The following is a 9,838-nucleotide window of genomic DNA, read 5'->3' on the forward strand; positions in this document are numbered from 1 at the left end:
GTAATAGAACTTGCGCGCAAATGCGTCTGTAAGTTGTACCATAACACCTTTCCAAATACGGGAGATGCAGGCATTTCTACCTCGCACCCTGGTGGCTTAAAGCCACGGCCAGAGCATCATATTGTCCATAAACGCAACAACGTAGACACTAAGGCTAGGAGTTTGTGCTCAGTCACTGTGCTCACAGCTAACTGAACCATGGTTAAAAAAGTCATTTTGGGTATAGCCGCTAATCGCTAAAACCCCCACTTTTCCTACAGATTCTAACGCTAAAACCACAAGATAGCCAATTGCTGTTTTTCGCTATATATATTTATATACAACGACTTATATAACAAAACATATTGTTATTGAGCTTATTTTATTGTGGGGATAATACTTTGTTTAAAATCACGAAAATCTTGGCTTATATCGCGTTTTGGCAGCAAATCCGTTAACTTATGCAGCAATTTCACCATTAGCTATGCTTATTACAATATTTAGGCAGGAAAAATATGCGAAATCGCACATTAGCGGACCTCGATCGGGTGGTTGCTTTAGGCGGAGGTCATGGGCTGGGGCGAGTGATGTCAGCCCTTTCCCCTTTAGGTTCACGCCTGACTGGTATTGTTACTACTACCGATAATGGCGGTTCGACTGGTCGCATACGTCGTTCAGAGGGGGGGATTGCCTGGGGTGACACACGTAACTGCCTGAATCAATTGATAACAGAACCCAGTGTAGCTTCTGCAATGTTCGAATACCGATTTACCGGTAATGGCGAATTGGCAGGCCATAATCTGGGTAATTTAATGCTCAAGGCACTGGACCATCTCAGCATTCGTCCCATTGAGGCCATTAACCTGGTGCGTAGTTTGCTGAAAGTCGATGCCTGGTTGATTCCTATGTCAGAACACCCCGTCGATTTGCTGGCTATCGATCATGAGGGGCACCCGGTTTACGGTGAAGTGAATATTGACCAACTTGCGCATATGCCGAAAGATTTGCTGCTGTCCCCCCATGTCCACGCAACCAAAGAAGCGGTTGAAGCTATTGGCCAGGCGGATGTCATTTTAATCGGGCCGGGTAGTTTCTTAACCAGCCTGATGCCGCTGTTACTACTCGATGATCTCACTCAAGCCCTGCGACGCAGCTCTGCCAGCATGATTTATATTGGCAATCTGGGGCGTGAACTCAGTGTTGCCGCCGCTGAGCTGTCATTACACGAAAAGCTTGAAATAATGGAAAGTAAGATCGGCCGAAAAATTATCGATGCAGCAATTGTAAGCCCACACATTGATATCAGCGGCGTTACGGACAGAATCATTGTCCAACAGCCCTTGGAAGCCAAAGATATTCCCTATCGTCATGACCGAGAGTTACTGCGTCAGGCACTGGAAGCCACCTTGCAACAATTAGGTGGCGCAGGCTCGGTGTAAGTGGGCGAACAAGGTTACTTGCGCGATTTTTCTTCCAAAGCAGCGGTCTCATTCATGTGGATATAAAGCTCTTCCACTTTAGTTCGTGCCCACGGTGTACGTCGCAAAAACTTCAGGCTAGATTTGATACTTGGTGAGCTGGTGAAACAGTTGATCCGAATGCGGTATGCCAACTCTTCCCAACCATAATGCTCAACCAATTTGGTCAACAGTTGTTCAAGGGTAATACCGTGTAACGGATCTTTTGATACATGGTCACTCATCATTTGCCCTTTTTATTTATCTATTAACCCTAAATTTAGCGGCACACCTTACGAGGAATCGAGCTATGCCGCAAGATATTAAGATATAGCGATGAACTGCTGGCGTAACTGATGCACCTGATCGCGTAATTCTGCCGCCTGCTCAAACTCAAGATTTTGCGCGTGGGTGTACATCTTCGCTTCCAATTCACGGATTTTCTGATCAAGCGCTTTTGGTGCCAGAGATTGGTAGTTGTTGGTATCCGCCACTTTGCCACCCCGGCCTTTCCCTTTGCCACGGGTAGAAGGTTGACCCAATTGCAGAATATCGCCGATCTTCTTGTTTAGCCCCTGTGGGATAATACCGCGCTCTTCATTGTAAGCTTGCTGTTTAGCTCGACGCCGCTCAGTTTCACCAATGGCTTTTTCCATTGAAGCCGTAATTCTGTCACCATAAAGAATGGCTTTACCATTAAGGTTACGTGCTGCGCGACCAATGGTCTGGATCAAGGAGCGCTCAGAACGCAGGAAACCTTCTTTATCAGCATCAAGGATGGCGACGAGAGAAACCTCCGGCATATCCAGCCCTTCTCGCAGTAAGTTGATCCCCACCAGCACATCAAACTCACCCAAACGCAAATCACGGATAATCTCAACCCGCTCCACGGTATCAATATCCGAATGCAGGTAACGCACCCGCGCGCCATGCTCTTCCAGATACTCGGTTAAATCCTCTGCCATACGTTTGGTCAGCGTAGTGACCAGCACCCGCTCATTAATTGCAGCGCGAATACGGATCTCTGATAGTAAATCATCTACCTGCGTTGCTACAGGCCGCACCTCAATCAATGGATCCAACAAGCCGGTTGGGCGCACCACCTGGTCGATGACATCGCCACCGGATTTTTCCAGCTCATATTTGCCGGGAGTGGCAGAAACATAGATAGTTTGTGGTGCCAGCGCTTCGAACTCTTCAAAACGCATTGGGCGGTTATCCAGCGCCGAGGGTAGCCGGAAACCATATTCCACCAAGGTTTCTTTACGTGAGCGGTCACCTTTGTACATGCCACCAATTTGCGGAATGGTGACGTGGGATTCATCTACAATCAGCAAACCATCTGATGGCAGATAATCAAATAGTGTTGGCGGCGGCTCTCCCGGCCCACGGCCCGAAAGATAGCGGGAATAGTTTTCAATACCGGAGCAATAGCCCAGCTCATTCATCATTTCGAGGTCAAACTGGGTTCGCTGGGTAATACGCTGTTCTTCAATCAATTTGTTGTTGGCCAGCAGCACTTTACGCCGCTCTGCCAGCTCAACCTTGATGTCTTCCATCGCCTGTAAAATACGCTCCCTCGGGGTAACGTAGTGCGTTTTAGGGTAAACAGTAAAACGTGGAACTTCATGTTGTAGCTGGCCGGTCAGCGGATCAAATATCGATAGCCGCTCCACTTCCTCATCAAACAACTCTACCCGCAGTGCCCATTCATCAGACTCCGCCGGGAAGATGTCAATAACCTCGCCACGTACCCGGAAAGTGCCGCGCTGAAACACCTGGTCGTTGCGACTGTATTGCAATTCTGACAAGCGCCGCAAAATGGAGCGTTGATCGATTATCATCCCCTTGGTCAAATGCAGCATCATTTTCAGGTATAAATCAGGATCACCCAGACCATAAATGGCAGAGACCGAGGCCACCACCACCACGTCGCGCCGCTCCAGCAATGCCTTGGTGGCTGATAACCGCATTTGTTCTATATGTTCGTTTACCGAGGCGTCTTTCTCGATAAAGGTGTCTGAACTTGGTACATAAGCTTCAGGTTGATAATAGTCATAATAGGAGACGAAATATTCCACCGCATTCTCGGGAAAGAACTCTTTCATCTCACCATAAAGTTGTGCGGCCAGGGTTTTGTTGGGGGCTAACACCATGGTGGGCCGATTCAGGTCAGCAATAACATTGGCCACCGTAAAGGTTTTGCCCGAGCCGGTTACCCCCAACAGCGTCTGATGAGCCAGACCATTTTCCAGCCCCTCCTCCAGTTTCCGGATGGCCTCAGGCTGATCACCTGCTGGCTTAAACTCAGAATGTAGTTTGAATGATTTACTCATGAATTTGCTACCCGCCGGAGAAATACAAACTGTCAGGAGGCTAATTATGAAAGCCCCATAGATTTTTGCCACTGCTATGATACTGGATATAAAACCAGCTTCAAGCACCAAAATGCTGAAATTTTTCTCACTGCAATATTGCACGCATTATTACAGTGATATGTGGATAGCATTTGCACCCTAAAAGTATTTTTATCCCCAGCCATAAACATCGACACATTATTGATAGTTAATTGATTAAAGATTATCCATGTGTACCGGCTATATTTTCTGATCGCTTGATTTTAATTAACTCATTGAAAATTAAAAACTTTATCAAAAAGTCGAGAATCCGGACAACAGGAGCGGAAGCCGCGTCCGCTCTCGTCTGCCATCAGTTTTCTATGGCTAATGCACAAGGTTATCCACAGGAATGGTGGATAACTCATTCAACCCCATAAGGGCCGCGTGTTGGCGAAAAGCGAAGCTTCGCGATGTAATAGTGACAAACTGACTTTTTTAGTGTTTTTTTTACATTTTTATTTCACCGTATATTTCAATTAGTGCTAACAAATCTATTTGCTAATTCTATAATTTTAGTTCTTTCTGTGAGGCTACTCAGCAGTGCAAGAAGTACTGTATTTTTATTGCACCATTATTTTCTTTATAGCACTGCTTGAGTGCAATAAAAGCCCACTCACCACTGGCCCTCCAGCTGTTTTAGCCGTTTTAGTTTCCCCTTGCGCGCCAAAACCATTTACAGCCCGTTAACATACGTATTTTATCTCAACTCATCGCAACTTGGCCCAAGAGTTGCTTACTTGTTTGAGGAACAAAAGACACTCGCAACCACCCGCTAGAAATGTGGTGTTTTATGCAGTGCTGCCGCTACCAAGTATGCAGATTTGCTGGTTAATCCTTCACTAGCCGTTACAGAACACCGGGATACCTGTGAGCAACTGAGATCGACTGAGGAGAAGCACTGATGCTGAGTTTAACCGCTGTAAATCAATACTATGGTCAGAACCATATTCTTTGGGATATCAATCTGGAGATTCCCCGCGGCCAATGCACCTGCCTGATTGGGCGTAATGGCGTAGGGAAAACTACATTAATTAATTGCATCATGGGCCATCTACCCGTTATGAGTGGCACCATGACCTGGCAGCCGAACCATGAACCGCCGCAAAATTTGTTACAACAACCTGTTGAAGGGCGCACTGCGCTGGGTATCGGCTATGTTCCGCAAGGGCAACAGATATTCTCCCAAATGAGTGTTGAGGAAAATATGTTGATAGCCGTGCTCGCTGGGCATAAATCACGCCATATTCCGGGCTGGGTTTTTGAGTTGTTCCCCTTGTTGTACGACAAACGTCATCAACGGGGTGGAGAACTTACCCGTTACCAGCAACAACAGTTGGCGATTGCCCGCGCGCTGGTCGCCGAACCTGAATTGCTTATTCTTGATGAGCCAGGTAACGGTACGTTACCGCCACTGAGTGAGGACATCGGCAATATCCTGCACCAACTTAGCCGTAGCCTTGGTATGACGGTGTTGCTGGTCGAACATCGATTACCTTTTATTCAACATGTTGCAGATAGATTTTGCCTGATGGCAGGTGGGCGAAATGTGGCGCAAGGGACGTTAGATCAGTTGGATGAAAATATGATTATTGAGCATTTGGCCAGTTGAAATGGCTCAATACGGCTATGCGCACACCTTATTTATGCCAGACGAAATAGTGGGCTAATACTTGTTATTAGCCCTTTTAACCACCAAATGGCTAAAAATCCGTATTTACCTTTAATCTGGGCGGCGGTGCACTGCCAATAAACTCAGATCCAGATAGCGACCAAGATCACGTCGCTCTGTCACAGGAGACGTGGCCAAATCCGCAAGATGGGGAACAACCCCGAGTAACGGTGCGTTTATCATCCGTTTCAGTGTTGCCATGTATTCAGTTTGCCGCCGTCCTGCCGGTATCACCTCATTCGCTACCCAGCCGACCAAAGGTAGCCCCACTTGCTCAATTGCCAGAGCCGTCAACAGTGCATGATTGATGCAGCCAAGTTTTACCCCAACAACCATTATCACTGGCAATTGTTCCTGCTGCACCCAATCGGCAAACGTCACCTGTGACGAAAGGGGCGTAAACCAGCCTCCTGCCCCTTCGACCAATATCCAGTCAGCTGATTGCTCAAGTTGGCGTAAGCCTTGTGATAAGACCGGCAAATGAATCTCCTGCCCTTCACTGACACTGGCAATATGCGGCGAGGTCGCCTCTAGCAGTGTCAGTGGATTCACCTGTGTATAAGACAATGTTTGAGTGCTGTTCGCCCATAATGCCAGGGCGTCACTGTTACGCAAGCCATCGGCTGTCATCTGGCTGCCAGATGCTACCGGTTTATAACCCGCGGTGCGGAAGCCTTGGAGGGCTGCGGCTTGCAACAATGCACAACTGGCAACAGTCTTACCGACATCAGTATCTGTGCCGGTGATAAACCAACGTCTAATCACGATAAATAACCCCATAAACTAAATGGTAACTCAGCGGGTAGTAACCAGATTGCATGCTATAAGCCTGCTGCAAGGCCATGAGGCGCTTGCGGCCATTCAACCCAGCCTCGCGCCCTTGATGTAAATGCGTGGCACCAATGCCCTGTAGCGAGCGCATAAGGGCGATGACATTCGGAAACTGTTGCTGATATATCTGCGGTGTCAGGGTATGGCGATATCTCTGACAAGCCGCGCTGATATGCTGAAATGAGAGGAAATCATTCACATGCCGCTTACCATCAACTTGTTGCCACGCCTGCCCCAATTCATCCAGAGAGCCGTCGGCCAGAGTGGAAAACAGGATGATCCCCCCTGGGCGAGTGACTCGATACAGTTCAGCCAGCGCCACAGATAAATCGGTGCACCACTGCACCGCTAAATTGCTAAAACAGATATCAACTGATTGATCTGAGAGCGGAATATTCTCAATATCGCCAAGAAGGTAGTCATCGGCAGCTTTATGTTGGCGGGCGTGATCCAACATGCCCGCAGCCAGATCCAATGCAATAACCTGCTTACCGCGCTCGCGCCAAAGGCGGCTGAAATGCCCAGTACCACAACCCGCATCCAATACTGACATCCCCGGATGTTGCCCCCCAAGGGCCAACAAAACCTCACCGGTTTCCCGTTGCAAATCGGCAGCGATATCGTAACTGCCTGCCGCTCGACTAAAAGCCGCAGCAATTGCTGGTTTATCCACTGTTGGTTGATTTGTTGTGGGTTTACTGACTCTTGCTAGCGGTGAATTCTCAGTGACAAACGCCATGTAGCACCTCCAGCAGACGGTCAATATCTTCACTCTCATGGGCGGCACTCAGGATAATACGCAATCTTGCGCCACCGGGAGGAACTGTCGGTGGGCGAATAGCCGTCACCCACAAGCCCGCAGCGCGTAGCTGTTCGGCCAATGCCACTGTCTGTTGATTGTCGCCGACCAATAGTGGCTGAATGGCCGTTTCAGATGCCCCTAATTGCAGCGGTAAAGCTGCCGCACCGCAGCGAAATTGTGTAATGCGTTGCTGGAGGCGTTGGCGCAAATCATCACCTTGCTGAATGCGTAGTAGCGCGGCTTGCAGAGCACAGGCCTGCGCCGGTGGCATTGCCGTGCTGTAAATCAGGTGGCGAGCATATTGCAGCAAGTACTCGGCTACCGGCTCCTGACATAACACCGCCGCACCACTCAAGCCAAACGCCTTACCAAAAGTCACCACCAGCAATTCAGGTTTAACACCTTGCAACTCACAACTTCCCCGCCCCGCAGCCCCTCGCACGCCGATACCATGAGCGTCGTCCACCAATAACCAGCCCCCCGCCGCCGCCGTATGTTGCTGTATAGCCGCCAATGGTGCGCTGTCGCCATCCATGCTAAAAACGCCTTCTGTCACCACCAAAGTTTGGCCTGGACACGGCTTATTAAGCAGTTTTTGCAGTGAATCAGGTTGATTGTGAGCAAAACGCCGAAGTTGCGCCGGAGAGTGCGTAGCGGCTTCCAGCAAAGAGGCATGGCTGAGTTTATCGGCCAAAATTCGGTCATCAGCAGCGGTTAACGCCGTCAATACAGCCTGATTGGCGGCAAAACCGGAGATAAACAACAAGGCACGCGGATAACCCAACCAGTCAGATAATTGTTGCTCCAATTGGGCATGAGGCAAGCTATAGCCCGTAACATGACCGGAACCGCCGCTCCCCACGCCATAGCGCTGCGCCCCTTGCTGCCAGGCCGCAATGACCGCAGCATCCTGACTTAATCCCAAATAGTCATTGCTGGAAAAGTTGAGATATTGCTGCGCACCAGTCTGTAACCAGCGCCCATTCGCCCTATCATTGACTTGACGACAACGATAAGCGGCTGCCTCGTGTCGCTGTTGCAGGCCGAGATCTATTTTGTTCTGCCAGCTCATCAGTGGGCCGCGTTATAAAATTGAACCGAGTCTTCGGGCAAGGAATCACTATGCAATAATTGCTCGGTCAAAACCTGTTGCTGTTCGCGATCACCGTGCTGTGTTGCGGTTTGCTGTGGGTTCAGTCCCAATTTGCGAAATAGCTGTAAATCTTTATCTTCTTCTGGATTCGGCGTGGTGAGTAATTTGCAACCATAGAAAATGGAATTAGCCCCAGCCATAAAGCACATGGCCTGCGTTTGTTCATTCATCTGCTCACGGCCAGCAGAGAGCCGCACATAGGAGGTTGGCATCATAATGCGGGCAACCGCGATGGTGCGAATAAACTCGAAAGCATCCACATCGTCGTTATTTTCCAGCGGTGTGCCTTTCACTTTGACCAGCATGTTGATCGGCACGCTTTCCGGTGGTTTCGGCAAATTCGCCAGTTGCACCAGCAACCCGGCACGGTCACGAACGGTTTCGCCCAACCCAACAATGCCGCCGGAACAGACTTTGATCCCCGCATCGCGCACTTCGCTTAAGGTATCAAGCCGCTCCTGATAACTGCGGGTAGTGATGATGCTGCCGTAGAATTCCGGCGAGGTATCCAGATTGTGATTGTAATAATCTAATCCGGCGTCTGCTAAACGGTGTGCTTGCTGCTTGTCCAAAGTCCCTAAGGTCATGCAGGTTTCCATGCCCATCGCCTTGACGCCTTCGACCATTTTTTCCAGATAAGGCATATCGCGCTCATGCGGGTTTTTCCAGGCCGCTCCCATACAAAAACGGGTTGAACCCGCAGCTTTGGCTTTTTTCGCCGATTCCAGCACTTGCTCAACCTGCATTAACCGCTCACTTTCCAGCCCGGTTTTGTAACGCGAGCTTTGTGGACAATATTTACAATCTTCCGGGCAAGCGCCGGTTTTAATCGACAACAAAGTACTGACTTGAACCTGGCGTGGATCAAAATGCTGACGATGAATCTGCTGAGCTTCAAATAATAAATCCAGCAACGGTTTTTCAAACAGGGCCTGGGCTTGCCCGACTGTCCAGCGAAGATAATTTGCCATTACGGCTTCTCCAAAGAAGAGAAAAAAGTGTCGTCAGTGTAAATAAACTCGATATACTGTCAACCATTCTTGCATCATTTTGGTTTACAACAAATTCTCATGACACCTTCTGACCTGGCTTTTGATCAACGCCACATCTGGCATCCCTACACTTCAATGACCGACCCATTGCCCTGTTATCCGGTCGTTGCCGCCGAAGGTGTTGAGCTGCAACTGGCCGATGGCCGACGGCTAATTGATGGTATGTCTTCATGGTGGGCGGCGATTCACGGATACAACCACCCGGCGCTTAATCAGGCGGCACATCAGCAGTTGGATAAGATGTCGCATGTGATGTTTGGCGGTATCACCCATCCGCCAGCGGTGAAACTTTGCCAACAGTTAGTCGCCATGACCCCGCCGGCGCTGGAATGTGTGTTTCTGGCTGATTCTGGCTCAGTGGCGGTCGAAGTTGCGCTGAAAATGGCATTACAATACTGGCAGGCAAAAGGGGAACGGCGGCAGCGGATTTTGACCCTGCGCCACGGCTATCATGGTGATACCTTCGGCGCGATGTCAGTATGTGATCCGCAGAACT

9 protein-coding genes and 1 riboswitch are annotated in these 9,838 nt (G+C 49.3%); of the genes, 3 read left to right on the forward strand and 6 right to left on the reverse strand.

Annotated elements, in window-relative coordinates; genetic code table 11:
* Positions 1 to 28 precede the first annotated feature (28 nt).
* Positions 29 to 173, reverse strand: a riboswitch (molybdenum cofactor riboswitch).
* A gap of 321 nt (positions 174 to 494) precedes the next feature.
* Positions 495 to 1,418 carry a uridine diphosphate-N-acetylglucosamine-binding protein YvcK gene (yvcK, locus tag ACNSO8_RS03385; RefSeq protein ID WP_005158941.1) on the forward strand — a complete coding sequence of 308 codons (924 nt, stop codon included), beginning with the start codon at positions 495 to 497 and terminating at the stop codon, positions 1,416 to 1,418.
* A 14-nt stretch (positions 1,419 to 1,432) separates the two neighbouring features.
* Here yvcK and ACNSO8_RS03390 read toward each other — a convergent pair whose 3' ends face one another.
* Entirely contained in the window at positions 1,433 to 1,681 is a 249-nt protein-coding gene (locus ACNSO8_RS03390; protein ID WP_005158944.1) for a VF530 family DNA-binding protein, read from the reverse strand.
* Positions 1,682 to 1,759: 78 nt separating this feature from the next.
* Positions 1,760 to 3,772: an excinuclease ABC subunit UvrB gene (uvrB, locus tag ACNSO8_RS03395; protein ID WP_011816794.1), complete on the reverse strand. Its 2,013-nt coding sequence runs from the start codon at positions 3,770 to 3,772 to the stop codon at positions 1,760 to 1,762.
* A 964-nt stretch (positions 3,773 to 4,736) separates the two neighbouring features.
* On the opposite strand from uvrB, the gene ACNSO8_RS03400 reads away from it, so the two are divergent.
* Entirely contained in the window at positions 4,737 to 5,444 is a 708-nt protein-coding gene (locus tag ACNSO8_RS03400) for an ABC transporter ATP-binding protein (protein ID WP_005158946.1), read from the forward strand.
* Positions 5,445 to 5,555: 111 nt separating this feature from the next.
* Here ACNSO8_RS03400 and bioD read toward each other — a convergent pair whose 3' ends face one another.
* Genes bioD through bioB form a run of 4 tightly spaced genes read right to left on the reverse strand, consistent with a single transcriptional unit; the run spans position 5,556 to position 9,261 of the window.
* Positions 5,556 to 6,269, reverse strand: coding sequence for a dethiobiotin synthase (gene bioD, locus ACNSO8_RS03405; RefSeq protein WP_418393824.1), 714 nt, complete (start codon positions 6,267 to 6,269; stop codon positions 5,556 to 5,558).
* Entirely contained in the window at positions 6,262 to 7,074 is an 813-nt protein-coding gene (bioC, locus tag ACNSO8_RS03410) for a malonyl-ACP O-methyltransferase BioC (RefSeq protein WP_050916882.1), read from the reverse strand. Before bioC ends, bioD begins: the two co-directional genes overlap by 8 nt.
* Positions 7,058 to 8,209, reverse strand: a complete 1,152-nt coding sequence (bioF, locus tag ACNSO8_RS03415; RefSeq protein ID WP_418393825.1) for an 8-amino-7-oxononanoate synthase — start codon at positions 8,207 to 8,209, stop codon at positions 7,058 to 7,060. Before bioF ends, bioC begins: the two co-directional genes overlap by 17 nt.
* Entirely contained in the window at positions 8,209 to 9,261 is a 1,053-nt protein-coding gene (bioB, locus tag ACNSO8_RS03420) for a biotin synthase BioB (protein ID WP_050160063.1), read from the reverse strand. Before bioB ends, bioF begins: the two co-directional genes overlap by 1 nt.
* A gap of 99 nt (positions 9,262 to 9,360) precedes the next feature.
* Between bioB and ACNSO8_RS03425 the strand changes: the two genes are divergently transcribed.
* Positions 9,361 to 9,838 (forward strand): aminotransferase class III-fold pyridoxal phosphate-dependent enzyme (locus ACNSO8_RS03425; protein ID WP_418393826.1); only part of this gene is annotated, 478 nt, incomplete at its 3' end.

The organism is Yersinia sp. LJYL362 (genome assembly GCF_048323875.1).